This window comes from Thioalkalivibrio sp. ALD1, assembly GCF_000381245.1.
GTDB lineage: Bacteria > Pseudomonadota > Gammaproteobacteria > Ectothiorhodospirales > Ectothiorhodospiraceae > Thioalkalivibrio.
In genome coordinates, this window is the sequence record NZ_KB906241.1 from 82,756 (window position 1) to 103,353 (window position 20,598).

19 protein-coding genes and 1 riboswitch are annotated in these 20,598 nt (G+C 66.0%); of the genes, 5 read left to right on the forward strand and 14 right to left on the reverse strand.

All coding sequences use genetic code 11. The annotated features are described in order from the left end of the window. The 8 genes from F623_RS0100415 to rpmE all read right to left on the reverse strand — a co-directional run bounded on the left by F623_RS0100415 (position 1) and on the right by rpmE (position 6,323). On the reverse strand, positions 1–543 hold the full coding sequence (locus tag F623_RS0100415) for a pseudouridine synthase (RefSeq protein WP_038040077.1): 543 nt from the start codon (positions 541–543) through the stop codon (positions 1–3). Continuing rightward, a complete protein-coding gene (locus F623_RS0100420) occupies positions 543–1,205 on the reverse strand; it encodes a DUF1007 family protein (RefSeq protein ID WP_018862637.1) in 663 nt (220 codons plus the stop codon). Before F623_RS0100420 ends, F623_RS0100415 begins: the two co-directional genes overlap by 1 nt. Next, positions 1,202–2,149, reverse strand: a complete 948-nt coding sequence (locus tag F623_RS0100425) for a 5'-3' exonuclease H3TH domain-containing protein (RefSeq protein WP_018862636.1) — start codon at positions 2,147–2,149, stop codon at positions 1,202–1,204. Before F623_RS0100425 ends, F623_RS0100420 begins: the two co-directional genes overlap by 4 nt. After that, positions 2,133–3,056 carry a malate dehydrogenase gene (gene mdh / locus F623_RS0100430; RefSeq protein WP_018862635.1) on the reverse strand — a complete coding sequence of 308 codons (924 nt, stop codon included), beginning with the start codon at positions 3,054–3,056 and terminating at the stop codon, positions 2,133–2,135. The genes F623_RS0100425 and mdh overlap by 17 nt, the downstream gene beginning before the upstream one ends. Positions 3,057–3,089: 33 nt before the next feature. Next, positions 3,090–4,310: a malic enzyme-like NAD(P)-binding protein gene (locus F623_RS0100435; RefSeq protein ID WP_018862634.1), complete on the reverse strand. Its 1,221-nt coding sequence runs from the start codon at positions 4,308–4,310 to the stop codon at positions 3,090–3,092. 79 nt (positions 4,311–4,389) lie between these two features. Next, the gene (locus tag F623_RS0100440; RefSeq protein ID WP_018868700.1) at positions 4,390–5,247 is read right to left on the reverse strand and encodes a M48 family metallopeptidase; all 858 of its coding nucleotides are present in this window, start codon (positions 5,245–5,247) and stop codon (positions 4,390–4,392) included. Further along, the gene (locus F623_RS0100445) at positions 5,244–6,020 is read right to left on the reverse strand and encodes a thermonuclease family protein (protein ID WP_026279400.1); all 777 of its coding nucleotides are present in this window, start codon (positions 6,018–6,020) and stop codon (positions 5,244–5,246) included. Before F623_RS0100445 ends, F623_RS0100440 begins: the two co-directional genes overlap by 4 nt. A gap of 99 nt (positions 6,021–6,119) precedes the next feature. After that, on the reverse strand, positions 6,120–6,323 hold the full coding sequence (rpmE, locus tag F623_RS0100450; RefSeq protein ID WP_012983743.1) for a 50S ribosomal protein L31: 204 nt from the start codon (positions 6,321–6,323) through the stop codon (positions 6,120–6,122). Positions 6,324–6,660: 337 nt separating this feature from the next. On the opposite strand from rpmE, the gene rimO reads away from it, so the two are divergent. From rimO to bioD, 3 genes are read left to right on the forward strand one after another with little or no spacing between them, the layout of a single operon-like run. Beyond that, on the forward strand, positions 6,661–8,016 hold the full coding sequence (gene rimO, locus F623_RS0100455; RefSeq protein ID WP_018868698.1) for a 30S ribosomal protein S12 methylthiotransferase RimO: 1,356 nt from the start codon (positions 6,661–6,663) through the stop codon (positions 8,014–8,016). 27 nt (positions 8,017–8,043) lie between these two features. Continuing rightward, positions 8,044–8,940: a phosphoribosylaminoimidazolesuccinocarboxamide synthase gene (locus F623_RS0100460; RefSeq protein WP_018868697.1), complete on the forward strand. Its 897-nt coding sequence runs from the start codon at positions 8,044–8,046 to the stop codon at positions 8,938–8,940. Then, positions 8,937–9,650, forward strand: a complete 714-nt coding sequence (gene bioD / locus F623_RS0100465) for a dethiobiotin synthase (RefSeq protein WP_018862629.1) — start codon at positions 8,937–8,939, stop codon at positions 9,648–9,650. Before F623_RS0100460 ends, bioD begins: the two co-directional genes overlap by 4 nt. On the opposite strand, the gene F623_RS0100470 is transcribed toward bioD, so the two are convergent. The 6 genes from F623_RS0100470 to tkt all read right to left on the reverse strand — a co-directional run bounded on the left by F623_RS0100470 (position 9,578) and on the right by tkt (position 17,440). Next, entirely contained in the window at positions 9,578–10,381 is an 804-nt protein-coding gene (locus tag F623_RS0100470; protein WP_018862628.1) for a lipid-binding SYLF domain-containing protein, read from the reverse strand. The two genes, bioD and F623_RS0100470, sit on opposite strands and share 73 nt — an antisense overlap. Positions 10,382–10,472: 91 nt before the next feature. Beyond that, on the reverse strand, positions 10,473–11,537 hold the full coding sequence (gene fba, locus F623_RS0100475; RefSeq protein ID WP_018862627.1) for a class II fructose-bisphosphate aldolase: 1,065 nt from the start codon (positions 11,535–11,537) through the stop codon (positions 10,473–10,475). Positions 11,538–11,606: 69 nt separating this feature from the next. After that, positions 11,607–13,037 (reverse strand): pyruvate kinase, encoded by a 1,431-nt coding sequence (gene pyk, locus F623_RS0100480; protein WP_018862626.1) that lies wholly within the window; start codon positions 13,035–13,037, stop codon positions 11,607–11,609. A gap of 38 nt (positions 13,038–13,075) precedes the next feature. Next, complete coding sequence (locus F623_RS0100485) at positions 13,076–14,254, reverse strand: phosphoglycerate kinase (protein WP_018862625.1); 1,179 nt, start codon at positions 14,252–14,254, stop codon at positions 13,076–13,078. 136 nt (positions 14,255–14,390) lie between these two features. Continuing rightward, on the reverse strand, positions 14,391–15,389 hold the full coding sequence (gene gap / locus F623_RS0100490) for a type I glyceraldehyde-3-phosphate dehydrogenase (protein WP_018862624.1): 999 nt from the start codon (positions 15,387–15,389) through the stop codon (positions 14,391–14,393). A 50-nt stretch (positions 15,390–15,439) separates the two neighbouring features. Next, positions 15,440–17,440, reverse strand: coding sequence for a transketolase (gene tkt, locus F623_RS0100495; RefSeq protein ID WP_018868696.1), 2,001 nt, complete (start codon positions 17,438–17,440; stop codon positions 15,440–15,442). 358 nt (positions 17,441–17,798) lie between these two features. Between tkt and metK the strand changes: the two genes are divergently transcribed. Together metK and ahcY are read left to right on the forward strand one after the other, a co-directional pair. Then, positions 17,799–18,971, forward strand: a complete 1,173-nt coding sequence (metK, locus tag F623_RS0100500; protein ID WP_018862622.1) for a methionine adenosyltransferase — start codon at positions 17,799–17,801, stop codon at positions 18,969–18,971. Positions 18,972–19,003: 32 nt separating this feature from the next. Beyond that, a riboswitch (S-adenosyl-L-homocysteine riboswitch) is annotated at positions 19,004–19,083 on the forward strand. Positions 19,084–19,101: 18 nt separating this feature from the next. Then, positions 19,102–20,514, forward strand: a complete 1,413-nt coding sequence (ahcY, locus tag F623_RS0100505) for an adenosylhomocysteinase (protein WP_018862621.1) — start codon at positions 19,102–19,104, stop codon at positions 20,512–20,514. Positions 20,515–20,598 lie beyond the last annotated feature (84 nt).

The following is a 20,598-nucleotide window of genomic DNA, read 5'->3' on the forward strand; positions in this document are numbered from 1 at the left end:
TCACTCGCGTTCGATCACGGAAAATGCTCCGCGTTCCAGGCCATCCAGGGTCCAGGAGGCCACACGATAGCGCACCAGGCGCAGGGTCGGATGTCCCACCGCGGCCGTCATGCGCCGTACCTGGCGGTTGCGACCCTCATGCAGTGTCAACGCGAGCCAAGAGGTCGGGATGGACTTGCGAAAGCGTACGGGCGGGTCGCGCTCCGGCAAGTTGGGCGGTTCCATGGGCTCGATCTTTGCCGGCTGCGTGCGGCCGTCCTTCAACTCCACCCCGGTGCGCAGGGCCTCCAGCGCGGCCTCATCGGGCGCGCCCTCCACCTGCACCCAGTAGCTCTTGCTGGTCTGGTGGCGCGGCTGGGTCAGCCGGGCATTCAGGCGCCCGTCGTCGGTCAGCACCATCAGTCCTTCGCTGTCGCGATCCAGACGCCCGGCCGGATAGACCCCGGGGATGTCGATGTAATCCGCCAGTGTGGGGCGCCCTTCCGGATCGGTGAACTGCGGCAGCACACCCCAGGGCTTGTGGAACAAAACGATTCGATGCATCAGTCGCAGCGCACGGTTACACGCTGGGCGAAATGGCGCCCCAGGTCATAGTCCACTGTGGCCCCGTAATCGAGCATCATGGCCTTGGCAACGAGTTGAGGATCCGGGCGGGGGCGCTCCAGCTCCGCGCTGCAGCCCGCGGCCGCGAGCCCGTCGGCCTCGACGATGCGCGTACCGGCCGGCTCCTCGTGCAGGAGCTCGATGAAATAGGTCGGGTCGTAGACCTTGTACGCCAGGGTCTCGGAACCCACATCGACTGGCTCGTCCAGCGCCAGGCGGAAACGGAAGAACAGCAGCCCGTCTTCCATGCGCATGGACGGATCGGACTCGGCGGCGACGTCCACCTCGCGCCCACCGGCCTCGACATGGCTGTACCACTCGTATTCCTCGAGGTTGCCGAGGATCTCGCGGGCGAGCGCCTGCAGTTTCTCGTCTTCGGTCGCGCCCTCCTGATGCGCCAGGGCATCCTCGTAGAGGTACTGCCCGTAGGTCGGATCGAAGCGCCAGCGATGCAGCATGTGGGTAATGCGCCCCTCGTCATCACGCTCCAGCGTGATCTCCAGGTCGATCCAGGCATGCGGATGCGCCTGTACCGGCGCACTGACCAGCAGCCACACCAGGCCCGCGGCAAGGATGGCGTAGAGAAGGGAACGTGGGCTCATGCAATCTCCGGGGTCGTGGACCGCCAGGCACCGGCGGCCGCCAGCAGGCGACCATGATAATCGCGCGCCACCCCGAGTTCCGCGAGCCAGCGCGGGGCATCGGGTTTCGGCCCGGTAGGGCTCAGAGCCTCGAGCCCCGGCAGGTCGGGGATGCGGTCCGCCAGCCCGGTCAGGCGGCGCGACAGGCGCAGCCGGTCCGGCTGCTCGGCAATGCGCGCGGCCACGGCGTCGGCCCGGCGGATATTGCAGCGCGCCACGGCCGTTGGATCGGCCAGCACCGTTTCCAGGTCGCCCAGGCGGCGAAGGATCCGCGCCGCGGTCCTGGGACCCACACCCTCGATGCCCGGGATGTTGTCGCTGGCATCGCCCGCCAGGGCGAGCATGTCGGCCACCTGCTCCGGACGGATGCGAAAGCGCTTCTCGATCGCGCGGCGATCCAGCGCGGTCCCGCGCTCCGGATCATGCATCCGGTCCTGGTCACCGAGGATGACCTGGGTCAGGTCCTTGTCCGCGCTCTTGACCTCGATGCGACAACCCGCGGCCCGTCCGTCCCGCGCCAGGCTGGCGATCAGGTCATCGGCCTCGTACTCGGGATGGGCCAGCGTCCGGAAACCGAGTTGCCCGAGCAGCTCCCGGATACGCGCGAACTGCTCGCGCAGTTCCGGTGGCGCCGGCGGGCGGTGGGCCTTGTAGGTGGGGTCGAGCCGGTGGCGAAAACCCTGGCGCAGACTCTCGTCGAAACAAAAGGCGATCGGACCCGGGGCGCAGGCGGGCAGCCACTGACCGAGCGAATGCACCAGCCCGTGCACAGCCCCGCCCGGCCGCCCGAGCGGATCCGGGTCCAGCCCGCGCGCGAACCAGGCACGGAATACAAAGATGCTGGAGTCGACCAGCGTCAGGGTCGGGCGCGGCGGCCCCGGGCGCGACTCAGTGCAGGCGCTCAAGGTCCTTGCGCACCCCGGCGATGGACCGGTCGAAGGCCGCGCGTTCATCCGCGTCCAGTTCCAGCTCGATCACCCGTTCCATGCCGCCCTGGCCGAGGATGCAGGGCACGCCCATGGCCACGTCGCGTTCCCCGTATTCGCCCTCCAGCAGGGCCACGGTCGGCAGCACGCGCCGGCGATCCACAGCGATCGCCTCCACCATCTCGGCGATGGCCGCGGCCGGTGCACCATAGGCGCTGGAGGTCTGCTTCAGGGCGAGGATCTCGGCACCCCCGTGGCGGGTACGCTCGACGATGTTGTCGAGCGTCGCCTGGTCCATGAAGTGGTGCAGCGGCACGCCGTTGACACTGGAATAGCGCAACAGCGGCACCATCGCATCGCCATGGCCACCCAGCACCAGGGCCTGGATGTCGTGGGTGGACAACCCCGTCTCCAGGGCGATAAAGGCCTCCATGCGCGAGGTATCCAGCACCCCGGCCTGCCCGAAGATGCGATCGCGGCTCCAGCCGGTCTTCTGCCAGGCGCGATAGGTCAGCACGTCCACCGGGTTGGACACCACCAGGATGCGGCTCTGCGGCGCATGGACGAGGATGTCCTGAAGGATCTGGTCGAGGATCTCGACGTTCTTGTCCAGGACATCGGAGCGCGACATGCCCGGCTTGCGCGGCAGTCCGGCCGTGACGATCACCAGTTCCGCCCCGGCGATCACCGAGGGTTCGTGACTGCCGCTCAGGCGCGTATCGAAGCGCAGCAGGGGCGCGGTCTCCTGGATGTCCAGCGCCGCACCGGCTGCCGCACCCTCGCGCACGTCCAGCAACGCGATCTCGCGGGCGACATCGCGCCGGGCCAGGAACTGGGCGGTGGATTCGCCGACGCGTCCGGCTCCGATGATGGCGATTTTCTGCATGCTTGCCTCGTCTGACGGAGGTGGAGTTTGGGGTTAGCGGCGCGCAACCCCGCTGTCGCGCGCGGCCTGTGCGACCGCCTGCGGCACGGTATCAATCAGGCGCGGATCGAACGGGGTCGGCAGAATGTAGTGCGGACCAAACTCGAGCGCCTCCAGGCCGTAGGCGTCCAGCACGGCCTGCGGGATCGGCTCGCGGGCCAGTTCGGCCAGCGCATGCACGGCCGCGACCAGCATCTCGTCATTGATCCGGCGCGCGCGCACATCCAGCGCACCGCGGAAGATGAACGGGAAGCCCAGCACGTTGTTGACCTGGTTGGGGTAGTCCGAACGGCCTGTCGCCATGATCAGGTCGTCGCGCGTCTCGAGCGCCAGCTCCGGACGGATCTCCGGATCCGGGTTGGACAGCGCGAAGATCACCGGCTTCGGCGCCATGGACTTCAGCATCCCGGGTGTCAGCAGATCGGGGCCCGACAGCCCGATGAAGACATCCGCACCCTCGCAGGCGTCCTCCAGCGTGCGTGCCTCGGTATCGACGGCGAAGATCTGCTTGTATTCGTTCAGGTCGTTGCGCTGGCTGTGGATCACGCCCTTGCGGTCCACCATGAACAGGTTCTTCTTGCTCGCCCCCAGGCGCAGCAGCAGCTGCATGGAGGCGATGCCGGCCGCCCCGGCGCCCACACAGACGATCTTCGCGTCACTGAGCTTCTTGCCCTGGATCTCCAGGGCATTCACCAGACCGGCCGCGGTGATAACCGCCGTGCCGTGCTGGTCGTCGTGAAAGACGGGGATATCCAGGCGCTCGGACAGGCGGCGCTCGATCTCGAAGCAGTGCGGCGCGGCGATGTCCTCGAGGTTGATCCCGCCGAAACCGCCGGCGATGCGGGCCACGGTGTTGATGAAGTCCTCCGGCTGCGGCGCATCCACCTCAATGTCGTAGACGTCGATGTTGGCGAAGGCCTTGAACAACACCCCCTTGCCCTCCATCACCGGCTTGGCTGCCAGCGCGCCGACATTGCCCAGCCCCAGCACCGCCGTGCCATCGGTGATCACAGCGACCAGGTTGCCCTTGCCGGTATAGCGGTAGGCCAGCTCCGGGTCGGAGGCAATCGCGCGCACCGGCGCGGCCACGCCCGGCGAATACGCCAGGGAGAGGTCGTCCTGGGTCGCCGTGGGCTTGGTGATATGGATGGCCAGTTTCCCGGCCGGCTGCTGTTCGTGGTAGTCCAGCGCGCGCTGGGTGAAATCCTTGGACATGGTGTTGCGGGGCCTTTTGGTCAAGCAGTGACTGTCAGAATGCAGCGGGGCTCCGGGGCCGGACCGGCCCCGCGACCGGTCAGTTGACCGGGTGCGTCGGCACCGAGGAGCGCCGGGCCTGTTCGTACAGCGGACGAAATTCGTCGGCCATGCGGGTCAGGTCGCGCTGGCGCGACTCGGGCGCCGGGTGCGTACTCAGGAACACCGGATGGCGGCCGTTGGCCTGCTCCGCCATCTTGCGCCACAGGCTCGCGGCCGCGTCCGGATCATAACCGGCCCGCGCGGCCAGTTCGATCCCGATGCGGTCGGCCTCCGCTTCCATCCGGCGGCTGTGCGGCAGCTGCACCGCGAGTGCGGCCCCCAGGGCGGCACCGGTCAGCGCCACGGGCGAGCGGTCGCCAGTCATCGCGTAACCCGCCACTGCGAGATTGCTGGCCAGGGCCACCGACATCTTCTCGGCCGTGTGCGCGGACAGCGCATGGGCGATCTCGTGGCCGATGATCTGCGCCAGCTCGTCATCGGTCAGCTCCAGCTGCTCGATGATGCCGGAATAGATCGCCATCTTGCCACCGGCCATGGCGAAGGCGTTGACCGTGTCCGGCGCTTCGATCACGCGAATCTCCCACTCCCAGTTGGCGGTCTCGGGGCGGTACTTGACCGCCTGTGCCACCACGCGCTCGGTGATCTGCTGCACGCGCGCGGTCATCTCGGGGTCGGCGTCCACTCTCCCCTCCTCTCGCGCCGGGGCGAGCATCTCCACGTAGGCGGTACGCGAGGCGTCGATCGCCTGGTTCTCGGAGACCAGCATCAACTGCGAGCGCCCGGTGACCGGATTGGTGGTGCAGCCCGGCAGCGCGACGGCCAGACCCGCGCCGATCAACAGCGTCAGGGCCAGCGCCGCCCAGCGACGGGGAAACAGGCGGGACAGGGCGTTCATGGATCAAGCACCTCGAGATCAAAGGGGTGGCGGATCCGCATCCGCCCTCGCTCCCTCCAAGGATACACCGCACCGCGCGCAACAACGGTGTTACCCAGCAGTGAGCGTGGTTCCAGATCCTCGAAAAAATCGCGGTCATCCCCGGAGATCAGCAGATCCAGTGGACCGTTCAGGACCAAGACCCAGTGCGGGTCGCGCACGCGCACGTCGATCACCTCGCCCTGGACCCGCAGCCGCCCCTGCGAGCGCTCGCGCGGCGGCTCCAGCCAGTCGACCGGGAAGGCCTCGAGCCGCTCCAGCCAGAGCCCTCGTGACTCTTCGCGTGCCACGGTCTCGGCCCCGTAGTAGCACTCATCCAGGGGATCCGGTTCCGGCCCCGGACGCGGCATGGCCAGGCCCTCCCCGATCAGACTGGCGGCCAGCAGCGGTCCGTCATCGATCCAGACGTGCATGCGCAGGCGGCCATAGGCGTCGCGGGCCGGACGTCCCGGCAACAGCACCAGGCGGTGATCGACATCGAGCAGGCGGGCCTTCAGGGACTCTCGCAAGTCCAGCCCGAAGCCCACTGGCAGCAGCTGTGGCGCGGCGGACGGAAGCGGGGCTGCCGGTGCCAGACCCAGCAAACGGATGTGTCGCCCGTCTTCCAGCTCCAGGGCATCCGATGCCCAAACACGCTCGCCCGTCACGCGCTGCAGATCGCGCGGATCGTGGTCCTCCAGCGCGCACTGCGCCACGGCGCCCGGGGCAAGCAGCCACGCCGACAGCGCGACCAAACAAACGAGGGCGCCCCGCGGGACGCCCTCGTCAAATGGCACGAGCATCCGCTGGACGCCCCGCCAGAAACCGCCTCGCGCCATCGGGCGCGAATACATTCAGAATGCGAAGCGGCGGTTGAACTTGTCGACCTGACCGGCGGTGTCAACGATCTTCTGCTTGCCGGTGTAGAACGGATGGCACTGCGAGCACACGTCCACGTGCATCTCGTCCTTCGAGAGGGTGGAGCGGGTCTCGAACTGCGTGCCGCAGCTGCAGATAACCTTGACGTTGTGGTAGTTCGGATGAATGTCGGCTTTCATGGTCGGCTCACGCGTGTTCTGGCGAAAAGTGCGATAGCATAGCCGCCTTCCCGGGGCTGTTGCAAGGTCCTCCGTAAAGGGCGGGAGGCGAGCCCTGTGTACGCAAGCCCCTGAAGATAGCGCCCCTTCGCGGCATTCGAGGAGGCCTGTGGATAACCTTGTGGACGAATTGTCAGCGACTCCGGCAACCGGGACCATGCGACATAAGGCGACCGGCTCTCGATCGACTACTTGGCCACGCAACCCGTTAAATCAAAAGAACAATCTGGATAGGCACCGGCTGGCGCATCAAGATTCCGGCGCGCCTGGAACTGGCCCCAGAAGGCGATAACGTACTGTGAATAAAAGCAATACCCTGGACAGCGCGCAGCGCGTCGGCTTTGTCAGCCTCGGCTGCCCGAAGGCCCTGGTGGACTCCGAACAAATCCTGACGCGCCTGCGCGCCGAAGGCTACGAGATCGCCGCCGACTACGACGGCGCGGACCTGGTGGTGGTCAATACCTGCGGCTTTATCGACGATGCGGTGGCCGAATCCCTGGACGCAATCGGCGAGGCCATGGATGCCAATGGCCGGGTGATCGTCACCGGCTGCCTGGGCAAGGATGCCGAGCGCATCCACGAGACCCACCCGGGCGTGCTCGCCGTCACCGGACCGCATGCCTACGAGGAAGTCGTCGGCGCGGTGCACGAACACCTGCCGCCGCCGGCAATCCCGTTCGAGTCACTGGTGCCGCCGCAGGGGATCCGCCTGACGCCGCGCCACTACGCGTACCTGAAGATCTCCGAGGGCTGCAATCACCGCTGCAGCTTCTGCATCATCCCCAGCCTGCGCGGCGACCTGGTCAGCCGCCCGATCGGCGAGGTACTGGCCGAGGCGGAGCGCCTGGCCGCGGCCGGCGTGCGCGAAATCCTGGTGATCTCGCAGGATACTTCGGCCTATGGCGTGGACGTGAAGTACCGCACCGGATTCCATGGCGGTCGCCCGGTCCGTTCCGACATCGCCCACCTGGCCGAGGCGCTGGGCCAGCTCGGCATCTGGGTGCGCCTGCATTACGTCTACCCCTACCCGCACGTGGATCGACTGATCCCGCTGATGGGTTCGGGCGAGGAAGGCGGGATCCTGCCGTACCTGGACATGCCGCTGCAGCATGGCCACCCCCGGGTACTCAAGGCGATGCGCCGCCCGGCCGCCGCCGAGCGCGTGCTGGAACGCATTGCGAGCTGGCGCGAGCAGGTCCCCGACCTGACCCTGCGTTCGACGTTTATCGTAGGCTTTCCCGGCGAGACCGAGGCTGAGTTCGAGACCCTGCTGGAGTTCCTGCACGAGGCGCAGCTCGACCGCGTCGGGGCCTTTGCCTACTCGCCCGTGGAGGGCGCAGCGGCCAACGACCTGCCAGACCCGGTGCCGGAGGCCGTGCGCGAGGAGCGCCTGGCCCGCTTTATGGACGTGCAGGCCCGGATCAGCGCCGAACGGCTGCGCCGCCGGATCGGCAGCCAGCCGGTGGCGCTGGTCGACGAGGTGCACACGGACGGGACCGTAATCGCCCGCTCCGCCGCGGAGGCCCCGGAGATCGACGGCGTAATCCGCGTGGCCGGGGTCGACCCGGAGTCGGTGGATATCGGGGACTTCATCGAGGTCTCGATCACCCGCACGGACGAACATGACCTGATCGCCGAACTCCCTGACGACTGACAACAAGCTGACCGAACGGAAGCACTGATGAGCGATGCCCTGCTGGAAAGCGATCTCCCCGATCTCGAACTCGTCCATCGCGGCAAGGTGCGCGACCTGTACGCGGTCGACGCCGACCACTGGCTGATGGTCACCACGGACCGCCTGTCGGCCTTTGACGTGGTCCTGCCCACCCCGATCCCGGGCAAGGGGCGCATGCTGACCGCGATCACCGAGTTCTGGATGCGCAAGGTCGAACGTGAGCTGGACATTCCCAACCAGTTGACCGACGTCCCGCTGGAACAAGTGATCCCCGACCCGGCGATCCGGGCACCACTGGAGGGTCGCAGCCTGGTGATTCGCCGGCTTGAGGCGCTGCCGGTGGAGGCCGTGGTGCGCGGGTACCTGATCGGGTCCGGCTGGAAGGACTACCAGACCAGCGGCATGGTGTGCGGCATCCCGCTGCCGGCCGGCCTAGAACTGGCCTCGAAGCTGCCGGAGGCCATCTTCACCCCCAGCACCAAGGCGGCGGTTGGCGATCACGACGCGAACATTGACTTCGCCACCGTGGTGGACACGATCGGCAAGGAACGGGCCCGACAGGTACGCGACGCCGCGCTGGCGATCTACGCGATGGCGCGCGACTACGCGGCCGAACGCGGGATCATCATTGCAGACACGAAATTCGAGTTCGGGGTGGACGCCAACGGGACCCTGCATCTGATCGACGAGGTCCTCACCCCCGACTCCTCGCGCTTCTGGCCGGCCGATCAATACGCGCCGGGCCGCAGCCCCGAGTCCTTCGACAAGCAGTACGTGCGGGATTATCTCGAGACCCTGGACTGGGACAAGACCGCCCCCGGACCCGAGCTACCGCCCGATGTCGCCGAACAAACAGCCGCGCGCTACCACGAGGCCCTGGAACGCCTGACCCGCGACGCATGATCGAAATACCACAAGGCCTGTTCGTTACCGGGAGCGACACCGGGGTCGGCAAGACCTTTGTTGCCTGTGCCCTGCTGGCGGCCTGGCGCGCCGAGGGTCTGGCCCCGCAGCCGCGCAAGCCGGTGGAATCCGGCTGCCCCGAACGCGGCGGCACTCTGTTCCCCGAGGATGGCGCCGCCCTGACCGCAGCGGCTGGCCTGCCGGAGACGGCCGTAAAGGACGTAACGCCCTGGCGGTTTCCCGATGCCCTGGCGCCCGATCAGGCCGCGGCACGCCAAGGGGTGCAGCTGACCGTCGCGGAACTCGCCCGGGCCTGCGATGCGGATGGTGCCCCCCTGCTAGTGGAGGGCGCGGGTGGTTTCTATTCACCGCTGTGTAGCGATGGCCTGAACGCCGATCTGGCGCAGGCGCTGGGCCTTCCGGTGCTGCTGGTCGCCGAGGATCGACTGGGAATACTGAACACCTGTCTGCTGACACTGGAGGCGTTGGAACGGCGCGGTCTGCGACTGGCCGGGATCGTGCTGAATCGGCGCCGGGCCGATACCGATCCGTTGCTGGACAACGCAAGCGCGCTGACCCGTTACACCCCCGCGCCAATACTGTCGCTGCCGGAGGGGATCAGCCCGGAGGGCGCGACTCAGAAGCTCTCGACCTGGAAGTCGTCACGGCGGATACCGCCCTCGCCGGGGGGGACCTCGTCGAGGGTTTGATCCGGGCGCATATCGCCATTCCCGGCGGCAGGCTCGGCAGTGTCCTCGGCCTGTCGGAACGAGACCAGCAGATCGCGCAGCTCGCGCGTCCCGGCATGATCCACACGCCGGCTCTCAATGATGTGTACCGGCCGCTGCGACTCGCCGTAGTACGCGTCGTTGAAGTCGTCGCGCACGGTCAGGCGTGAACCGGAGAAGCTCATGCCCAGATAGGCCCCTCGCGCGCGCGAATAGGACAGGAAGTCCGCGGTCGGCGTGGACCCGCGCCCGGCCCCGACCGGTCCGGCCGCAACCGAGGCATCGGCCCCCAGACGGATGGCCGAACCGAACATCGAGTCGACCGCATCCTGGGTACGCGCCACCATGACCACCTCGGCGGCATCACCGCCGAACTGCATACCAAAGCTCACGGAACCCATGGAATAGAAGGCGACCGGGGAATAGTCGCCCTTGTCCTCGTCCCAGGCCAGGAACACACCCAGGCCTCCGGAGCCGCCCACGAGGAAGGCACCACGAGCGATACGCGGGAAGATAACGACACCGCGGGCGGTGCGCAGGTCTTCCTTGAGATGCTCGTATTCAGGGTGTGTGGCCAGACGCTCCAGGGTGACCTTCGCCCGGTCGACGATGTCCTGTGGGTCAACCTCGCGGCTGAACGGGTTTGCGTGGGCGGTGGCGGACAGCGCAGCCACCACCAGCGCGGTCAGGCAAAGATGGATCAGTCGCTGCATTGGGTGAACGCTCCGGATAGTTCGGAAATGGCGACATCATCGCATAAAAAAAGGGGGCCGAAGCCCCCTTTTCCGTGCTGCGATCCGCAGATCAGTTGACCTTCGGATCCAGCTCGCCGCTCTTGTAGCGGGCGACCATGTCGTCCAGCGAGATCGGCTTGATCTTGGACGCCATCCCGGCACAGCCGAAGGCCTCGTAACGCGCCTTGCAGATGTCCTTCATGGCCGCGGTGGAGGCCTTCAGGAATTTGCGCGGATCGAATTCCTTCTGGTTTTCCGCCAGGAACTTGCGCACCGCGCCGGTGGAGGCCATGCGCAGGTCGGTGTCGATGTTGACCTTGCGCACGCCGTGCTTGATGCCTTCCTGGATCTCTTCGACCGGCACGCCATAGGTCTCGCCCATGTCGCCGCCGTACTTGTTGATGATCTCCAGCCACTCCTGCGGCACCGAGGAGGAACCGTGCATGACCAGATGGGTATCCGGGATACGGTTGTGGATCTCCTTGATGCGCTCGATCGCCAGGATGTCACCGGTCGGCGGACGGGTGAACTTATAGGCCCCGTGAGAGGTACCAATGGCGATCGCCAGGGCGTCGCACTTGGTGTTCTTCACAAAGTCGGCGGCCTCGTCCGGATCCGTCAGCAGCTGGTCGTGGGAGAGTTTGCCCTCGGCACCGGAGCCATCTTCCTCGCCGGCCATACCGGTTTCCAGCGAACCCAGGCAGCCCAGCTCACCTTCCACGGACACCCCGCAGGAGTGCGCCATTTCGGAAACCTTGGCGGTCACGTCGCGGTTGTAGTCGTAGCTGGCCGGGGTCTTCATGTCGGGCATCAGGGAGCCGTCCATCATCACCGAGGTGAAGCCTGACTGGATCGAGCGCAGGCAGACCGCCGGCTCGGCGCCGTGGTCCTGGTGCAGGACAATCGGGATGTCCGGGTACTGCTCGGCGGCGGCCTCGATCATGCGACGCAGGAAGGGCTCGCCGGCGTACTTGCGCGCACCGGCGGAGGCCTGAATGATCACCGGAGAGTCGACCTCGGCGGCCGCCTCCATGATCGAATGGATCTGTTCCATGTTGTTCGCGTTGTAGGCCGGCATGCCGTAGCCATGCTCGGCGGCATGGTCCAGCAGTTGGCGAAGGGAGATCAGTGCCATGGGTTCCTCCTTAACGGGATCGGACTGACGTAGTGAAAAATCTTGGTATTGCCAGGGGGCGGCGCGTGCTCACAACTCATCGCCAACGCGCACGATCTTCATGGCGTTCGTACCACCATGTTCGCCCTGCAAATCGCCCTTGGTAATGATAACCAGCCCGCCATCCTGCACGACGCCCTCGGCCTGGAGCAAGTTGACCGCCTCACGGTTCAGGCTCTCGTGGCTTTCGGGAATCGGTTCCAGGATCACGGGATACACCCCTCGATAGAGTGTCATGCGGCGGCTGGTGGACTCATGTTGAGTCAGCGCATAGATCGGGATGCCGGAGCTGATGCGCGACATCCACAGGGCCGTGGAACCGGATTCGGTCAGCGCGGCAATGGCCGCCACGTCGAGGTGGTTCGCCGTGTACATCGTGGCCATTGCGATGGCCTCGTCCACGCGACCGAAGGTCGAATCCATGCGGTGATCCGACTGGCGAGCGGCGCGCTGGCGCTCGGCGGCCTCGCAGATCCGGTCCATGCTCTCGACCACCCGCGCCGGATAGCGACCCGTCGCGGTCTCGCCGGAGAGCATCACCGCGTCCGTCCCGTCGAGCACCGCGTTGGCCACATCGAAGACCTCGGCACGCGTCGGGATCGGGTTCTGGATCATGGTCTCCATCATCTGGGTGGCCGTAATCACCAGACGATTGAGGGTACGCGCCCGCGAGATCAGGGTCTTCTGCACCCCGGGCAGCTCGGCGTCGCCAATCTCCACGCCCAGGTCCCCGCGCGCGATCATGATCACCTCCGAGGCCGCGATGATCTCGTCGATCACCTCCAGGGCCTCGGAGCGCTCGATCTTCGCGCAGACACCGGCCTCCCAGCCGGCATCCTTCAGCAGGCTGCGTGCCAGATGCAGATCCTGGGCGGAGCGCGGGAAGGAAACCGCCAGGTAATCCACCTGCAGCTCGGCCGCCAGACGGATATCATCCCGGTCCTTGTCGGTGATCGCGGGGGCGGACAGGCCGCCACCCTGGCGGTTGATGCCCTTGTTGTTGGACAGCTCCCCCCCTACGACGACGGTCGTCTCGATGCGACCGCCGTTCACGGCGCCGACCTTGAGCACGATGCGCCCGTCATCCAGCAACAGGATGTCGTCGGGACGGACGTCCTGCGGCAGCTCCTTGTAGGTCAGGCCGACCTGGGTCGCATCGCCCGCGTCGCGGTCAAGATCCGCGTCCAGCGCGAATGACGCGCCCTCCTGCAAATGGACCCTGCCTTCACTGAATCGGTCGATACGGATCTTCGGACCCTGGAGGTCGCCAAGGACACCGACACAGCGACCGGCGCGGTCGGCCGCGGCGCGCAGGCGCTTGAGACGGGCACGATGGTCGTCCGGGTCACCATGCGAGAAGTTCAACCGGACGACGTCCACGCCGGCCCGGATGATGGCCTCCATGGCCTCGTCGGTATCCGTGGCCGGCCCGAGAGTGGCCACGATCTTGGTGCGTCTCATCCGCGTCGTTCTCCGTCAGCGGAGAGCGCGCCGAGGCATCAGCCGCGGGCGCGCTCTTCCAGGATGGCGACGGCCGGCAGGGTCTTGCCTTCCAGGAACTCGAGGAAGGCGCCTCCACCGGTGGAGATATAGCTGATGCGATCGGCCAGGTTGTACTTGTCGATCGCGGCCAGGGTGTCACCACCGCCGGCGATGGAGAACGCATTGCTCTCGGCGATGGCCTCGCCCAGGGCCTTGGTACCGGCGGCGAACTGGTCGAATTCGAACACGCCGACCGGGCCGTTCCAGACGATCGTACCGGCGTTGCGCAGGGCCTCGGCATAGGTCGCCGCGGTCTCGGGGCCAACGTCGAAAATCATGTCGTCATCGGCCACGGCATCGACAGACTTGGTCTCGGCCGGGGTGGACTCGGAGAATTCCTTGCCCACGGTCACGTCGGTCGGCACCGGGATCTCGCCGCCCTTGGCGCGGGCCGCCTCCATCAGGCGCTTGGACTCGTCGACCAGATCGGCCTCGTACAGCGACTTGCCGACACCGTGGCCCTGGGCCGCGATGAAGGTGTTGGCGATGCCGCCACCGACGATCAGCTGGTCGACCACACTGGACAGCGACTCCAGCACCGTCAGCTTGGTCGAGACCTTGGAGCCGCCCACGATGGCCACCAGCGGACGCTTCGGGGTCTCAAGCGCCTTGCCCAAAGCCTCGAGTTCCTTGGCCAGCAGCGGGCCGGCGCAGGCCTGCGGGGCAAACTTCGCCACGCCATGGGTCGAGGCCTGGGCGCGGTGGGCCGTACCGAAGGCATCCATCACGAACACGTCGCACAGGGCCGCATACTTCTTCGCCAGCGCCTCGTCGTCCTTCTTCTCGCCCGCATTGAAGCGGACATTTTCGAGCAGGATGACCTCACCCGGCTTAGCGTCCACACCGTCGAGGTAATCCCGCACCAGGCGCACTTCGCGGCCCAGCAGACCGGCCATGTGCTCGGCGACCGGGGCCAGGGAATCCTCCTCGGAAAACTCGCCCTCGGTCGGGCGACCCAGGTGCGACATCAGCATCACCGCAGCACCACCGTCCAGCGCCTTCTGCACGGTCTCGAGGCTCGCGCGAATGCGGGCGTCGGAGGTGACCTTGCCGCCCTTCACCGGCACGTTCAGGTCCTGGCGCACCAGCACACGGCGGCCGTTCAGGTCGAGATCGGTCATCTTGATGACAGACATGGGAGTACCTCTCGAAATTCGGTTGAGAAAAAAGGCTTCGGGCGAGCCCCGTGCGAGGCTCGCCCCAGGCCTCTGGACCCCGGAAAATCCGGGACAGGGAAAACGGCCGGGCCCGTCGGGACCCGACCGTCAGACCTTACTTGGCGACGTGCTCCACCATGCGCAGCATGTTGCAGGTGTAGCCGTACTCGTTGTCGTACCAGGCGACGACCTTCACGAAGGTCGAGTCCAGCTGGATGCCGGCACCGGCATCGAACACGGACGGGGCGGTGTAGCCACGGAAGTCGGTGGAGACCACCAGCTCGTCGGTGTAGTCCAAGACGCCCTTCAGTTCACCACCGGCCGCTTTCTTCATGGCCGCGCAGATGTCGTCGTACTTGGCTTCGCCGTTCAGTTCCACGGTCAGGTCGACCACGGACACGTCGGAGGTCGGCACACGGAAGGCCATACCGGTCAGCTTGCCGTTCAGATCCGGCAGCACCTTGCCCACGGCCTTGGCGGCACCGGTGGAGGACGGGATGATGTTCTCCAGGATGCCGCGACCGCCACGCCAGTCCTTCATGGACGGGCCGTCAACGGTCTTCTGGGTCGCGGTGGCGGCGTGCACGGTGGTCATCAGGCCACGCTTGATGCCGTAGTTGTCATGCAGGACCTTGGCCACCGGGGCCAGGGCGTTGGTGGTGCAAGAGGCCGCGGAAACCATGTTCTGGCCCGAGTAGTCGCCGTGGTTCACGCCATAGACGAACATCGGGGTGTCGTCCTTGGACGGCGCGGACATCACGACCTTCTTGGCGCCGGCGTCCAGGTGCTTCTGGGCGGTCTCGGCGGTCAGGAACAGACCGGTGGACTCGATCACGATATCGGCGCCGATGTCGCCCCACTTCAGCGCGGCCGGGTCCTTCTCGGCAGTCAGGCGAATGCGGTTGCCGTTCACCACCAGGTGATCGCCATCGACGCTGATGTCGCCCTCGAAGCGGCCGTGCACGGAGTCGTAGCGCAGCATGTAGGCCAGGTACTCGGGATCCAGCAGGTCGTTGATACCGACCACCTGCAGATTCGGGAAGTCCTTGGCGATGGCACGGAAGGCCATGCGGCCGATACGACCGAAGCCGTTAATACCAACCTTGATCGACATAGGATGTCTCCTCTCTTTCTTGCTTATGCGAAATCGATGCGGACGTAAGCTTAGCCGTTCAGCACGTCACGGGCGATCTGGGCGACGTTCTCCGGCTTGAAGCCGAAGTAGTCGAACAGGGCGCCACCCGGGGCGGACTCGCCGAAGCGATCCATGCCGAACACGGCGCCGTCCAGACCGGTGAACTTGTACCAGCCCGCCGTGGCGCCGGCCTCGACGGCCACGCGCTTGCGCACGGCGGCCGGCAGCACGGCCTCCCGGTAGGCGGGGTCCTGCTGCTCGAACAGCTCGACGCAGGGCATGGAGACGACACGCGCCTTCTTGCCCTCGCCGGCGAGCTCTTCGGCCGCCTTCACCGCCAGCTCGACCTCGGAGCCGGTCGCGATGAAGATCAGGTCCGGGGTGCCGTCGCAGTCCTTCAGGATGTAGCCACCGCGGGCGATGTTGGCGAGCTGCTCGCCATCACGCTCCATGTGCGGCAGGCCCTGACGCGACAGGATGAACGCGGACGGGCCATCGGTACGCTCGATGCCGGCCTTCCAGGCCACCGCGGTCTCGACCGCATCGCAGGGGCGCCAGACGTTCAGGTTGGGGATCAGGCGCAGGCTCGGGGTCTGCTCGACCGGCTGGTGGGTCGGGCCGTCTTCGCCCAGGCCGATGGAGTCATGGGTCAGCACGTACATCACGCGCTGCTTCATCAGCGCCGACATGCGGATGCCGTTGCGGGCGTAGTCGGAGAAGATCAGGAAGGTGCCGCCGTACGGGATGAAGCCGCCGTGCAGGGCGATGCCGTTCATGATCGCGGCCATGCCGAACTCGCGCACACCGTAGAACACGTAGTTGCCGGCGGCGTCGTCCTTGCTGACGCCCTTGGAGCCGGAATACATGGTCAGGTTGGAACCGGCCAGGTCGGCGGAGCCGCCCAGCAGCTCCGGGACGGCCGGGGCCATGCCGGCGATCGCGTTCTGCGAGGCCTTGCGCGAGGCGACCTTCTCGGCCTTCTCGACGGTTTCCTTGATGTAGGCGTTGGCCTTTTCGGCCCAGTCGGACGGCAGGTCGCCGGCCATGCGGCGCTCGAACTCGGCGGCCAGCTCCGGATGCGCCTGCTTGTACGCGGCAAAGCGCTCCTTCCACTCGGCCTCGGCCTTGGAACCCTTGTCCTTCGCGCTCCAGCCTTCGTAGATGTCGTTCGGGATCTCGAACGGGGCGTGCTCCCAGCCGAGTTCCTTGCGGGTCAGCGCGACTTCGTCATCGCCCAGGGCAGCGCCGTGGCACTCTTCCTTGCCGCATTTGTTCGGCGAACCGAAGCCGATCACGGTGCGGCAGCAGATCAGGCTCGGCTTGCTGGTTTCCTTGCGGGCCTCTTCGATCGCGGCCTTGACCGCATCGGCGTCGTGGCCGTCCACGCCGCGCACCACGTGCCAGCCGTAGGCCTCGAAGCGGCCCGGGGTGTCGTCGGTGAACCAGCCCTCGACCTCGCCGTCGATGGAGATGCCGTTGTCATCCCAGAACGCGATCAGCTTGCCCAGGCCCAGGGTGCCGGCCAGCGCGCAGGTCTCGTGGGAGATCCCTTCCATCATGCAGCCGTCGCCGAGGAAGGCGTAGGTGTGGTGGTCGACGATGTCGTGGCCCGGCTGGTTGAAGTGCGCGGCCATGACCTTTTCGGCCAGCGCCATGCCCACCGCGTTGGAAATCCCCTGGCCCAGCGGGCCGGTCGTGGTCTCCACGCCGGCGGTGTAGCCGTACTCCGGGTGACCCGGGGTCTGGGAGTGCAGCTGACGGAACTGCTTCAGCTCGTCCATCGGCAGGTCGTAGCCGGTCAGGTGCAGCAGGGAGTAGACCAGCATGGAGCCGTGGCCGTTGGACATCACGAAGCGATCGCGGTCAGGCCAGTGCGGGTTGGCCGGGTTGTGCTGCATGTAGTCGTTCCACAGCACCTCGGCGATATCCGCCATCCCCATCGGTGCGCCCGGGTGGCCGGAATTGGCCTTCTGGACGGCATCCATCGACAGGGCGCGAATGGCATTGGCAAGCTCTCTACGGGTCGGCATGCTGAACTCCTGCTCTTTCGAAATAGTGTTGGGTTCGGCTGGCGGCGATCAGCGGCGCGGGGCGCCAGCGGCGGCCGGACCCGGACAGGTCGACCGATCGAGGGCACTCTGGTCCTGCCGGCGCTCAAAGACACGGAACGGTCCGAGCAGCCCCAGCAAAGGCGATGCATTTTGGCCACTTTCCGCGATCGGGGCAAGTCGGCCCCAGGGCGCACCAGAACGCGGTCTCGAAGTCATTCGCGCCACCCGGGGCTGCAGAAACAGCGGGAGGGGGGCTTAGAAAATCTCGCCGAGTTGCGTTACAGTACTGGTCGTTTTGCGCAAAACTAAATCGAAACGACCCACAAAGGAACGCCTAATGTCCAACGATTACATCTTCACCTCGGAATCGGTTTCCGCGGGCCATCCCGACAAGATGGCCGACCTGGTCTCCGACACCATCGTCGACGCCATCATCGAGCAGGATCCGCATGCGCGCATCGCCTGCGAAACCGCCACCAAGACCGGCATGGTCATGCTGCTGGGCGAGATCACCACCGGTGCCCAGATCGACTACGAAAAGCTGGTGCGCGATACGGTCTGCGAGATCGGCTACAACGATTCCGACGTCGGCTTCGACGGCAAGACCTGCGCTGTGCTGAACGTGCTGGGTGAACAGTCCCAGGACATCGCCATGGGTGTGGACCGCGACGTCTCCGACCGCGCCACCCAGGGCGCCGGTGACCAGGGCCTGATGTTCGGCTACGCCGCGCGCGAAACCGATACGCTGATGCCCGCCCCGATCTTCTACGCCCACAAGATGGTGCGCATCCAGTCCGAACTGATGAAGAGCGGCAAGCTGCCGTGGCTGCGTCCGGACGCCAAGTCCCAGGTCTCGCTGCGCTACGAAGACGGCAAGCCGGCCGGCCTGGATGCGGTGGTCCTGTCCACCCAGCACAGCCCGGACATCTCGCAGAAGGATCTGCAGGAAGCGATCTACGAAGAGATCTTCAAGAAGGTGCTGCCGAACGAATGGCTGAGCCAGGTCTCCGACGACAAGATCCACATCAACCCGACCGGCAAGTTCGAGATCGGGGGCCCGGTGGGTGACGCCGGCCTGACCGGCCGCAAGATCATCGTCGACACCTACGGCGGCATGGCCCGTCATGGTGGTGGCGCGTTCTCCGGCAAGGACCCGTCCAAGGTGGACCGTTCCGCTGCCTACGCCGGCCGCTACGTGGCCAAGAACGTCGTCGCCGCCGGCCTGGCCGACAAGTGCGAGATCCAGGTCTCCTACGCCATCGGCGTGGCCGAACCGACCTCGATCACCATCGACACCTTCGGCACCGGCAAGATCGACGACCGCAAGATCGAAGGCTTCGTGCGCGATACCTTTGACCTGCGCCCGTGGGGCCTGATCCAGATGATGGATCTGCTGCGCCCGATCTACAAGGCGACCGCCGCCTACGGTCACTTCGGCCGCGAAGACGTCGACCTCCCCTGGGAGCGCACCGACAAGGCCGAGGAACTCAAGAAGATGGCGGGCCTCTAAACAGACCCATATTTGGTAAGCGAAACACCCATCCGGCTGAGGAGCGCTGCAGCGGTTTACCGTCAGGCTCAGCCGGATGTCCCTTGAAACTTGAATACGGCGCTCATCCAGACCATAGGAGAAGTTATCCATGAATGCTGTGATGGATGCTAAGAAGACCAACGACTACGTCGTTAAAGACATCAATCTCGCCGAGTTCGGTCGCAAGGAAATTGCGATCGCCGAGACCGAGATGCCCGGCCTGATTCAGACGCGTGAAGAATTCGCGGCCTCCAAGCCGCTGAAGGGCGCGAAGATTGCCGGCTCCCTGCACATGACCATCCAGACCGCGGTTCTGATCCAGACCCTGGAAGCCCTGGGCGCGGACGTGCGCTGGGCCTCCTGCAACATCTACTCCACCCAGGACCACGCCGCGGCCGCGATCGCCGACAACGGCACCCCGGTCTTCGCCGTGAAGGGCGAGACCCTGGAAGAGTACTGGGACTACTGCCACCGCATCTTCGAATTCGACGGCGGTGCCAACATGATCCTGGACGACGGCGGTGACGCCACGCTGCTGCTGCACATCGGCGCCAAGGCCGAGAAGGACCAGTCCGTCATCTCCAACCCGGAGAACGAAGAAGAAGTCGCCCTGTTTGCCTCGATCAAGGATCGTCTGGCCAAGCAGCCGAACTGGTACTCCGAACAGCTCGCCAAGATCCAGGGTGTGACCGAAGAGACCACCACCGGTGTCCATCGCCTGTACCAGATGGCGAAGGACGGCGAACTGGCCTTCCCGGCGATCAACGTCAACGACTCGGTCACCAAGTCCAAGTTCGACAACCTGTACGGCTGCCGCGAGTCCACCGTGGACTCCATCAAGCGCGCCACCGACGTGATGATCGCGGGCAAGATCGCCGTGGTCGCCGGCTATGGCGACGTCGGCAAGGGTGCCGCCCAGTCGCTGGCCGGCCTCGGCGCCACCGTGTGGATCACCGAGATCGACCCGATCTGCGCCCTGCAGGCCTCGATGGAAGGCTTCCGCGTGGTCACGATGGACGAGGCCGCCGACAAGGCCGAGATCTTCGTTACCGCCACCGGTAACAAGGACGTGATCACCGAAGATCACATGACCCGCATGAAGGACCAGGCCATCGTCTGCAACATCGGTCACTTCGACTCCGAGATCGCCGTGGCCGCGATGCGCAAGTACGAGTGGGAAAACATCAAGCCGCAGGTTGACCACATCATCCTGCCGAACGGCAACCGGATCATCATGCTGGCCGAAGGCCGCCTGGTGAACCTGGGCTGCGGCACCGGTCATCCGAGCTTCGTGATGTCCAACTCCTTCACCAACCAGACCCTGGCTCAGATCGAGCTGTGGACCAAGGGTGACCAGTACGACAAGAACGTCTACGTGCTGCCGAAGCACCTGGACGAGAAGGTCGCTCAGCTGCACCTGAAGAAGCTGGGTGCCAACCTGACCCGTCTGACCGACGATCAGGCCAAGTACCTGGGTCTGCCGGTGGATGGCCCGTTCAAGCCGGAACACTACCGCTACTGATCGGCCAGCCTCACATTTCAATTCGTTGTTAATGTGAACGCCGGGGCGGGCCGCATGTTCGTGCGGTCCGCCTTCTTTTTGTCT